Origin of the sequence: Streptomyces sp. NPDC102462, assembly GCF_044765425.1 — a bacterium.
GTDB lineage: Bacteria > Actinomycetota > Actinomycetes > Streptomycetales > Streptomycetaceae > Streptomyces.
Window position 1 is genome coordinate 20,878 of sequence record NZ_JBIWKB010000056.1, and the last position, 725, is coordinate 21,602.

The following is a 725-nucleotide window of genomic DNA, read 5'->3' on the forward strand; positions in this document are numbered from 1 at the left end:
CGCACGGTCCTTCAGCTCGACAATCCGGGGGCCATTACCAGGACGCGAACCCCCCGACGACTTCCCACCCGTTCCCGAGGCCTCGGCACGCGACCCATCCGCAAGGTCCTTCAGCTCGACAATCCGGGGGCCATTACCAGGACGCGAACCCCCCGACGACTTCCCACCCGTTCCCGAGGCCTCGGCACGCGACCCATCCGCCAACGCGGTCCTGGGCGGCGCCACCTCCGACCCGGACGCCGTAGACGTAGCGGACTTGGACTCCGACAACGAAGTCTCAGGCGCTTCGTCCGGCCGCGACGAGGTGGGGGCCGACGTGGACTCCGCCGTTCTCTGGTCCGACTTCGGGCTTGTCGTCTCCGAGGACTGCTCCTTGGCGGACGAGGACGAGCGGCCGTCCTCCGCACCAGGCCGAGTGTCGATCCGGGGGCCATTACCAGGACGCGAACCCCCCGACGACTTCCCACCCGTTCCCGGAGCTCCTTCCACCCCGTCCTTCGCCCTGCCCGGCGGCTGCGCAGTGCGACCATCCTGATCACCCTGACCCCCACCCGACTCTCGGCGCGGGTTGCCGACAGGATCCGAACCACCAGAACCACCAGACCTGGAAGACTCCCCCCTCGGACCCGGCTTGTCCCCCGACCCCCAAACTGGCTCGACCCGCTGACCATCCTCCAACCGCTGCCCCGGATTCACCCTGGGATCCGAACCACCAGAACCACCAG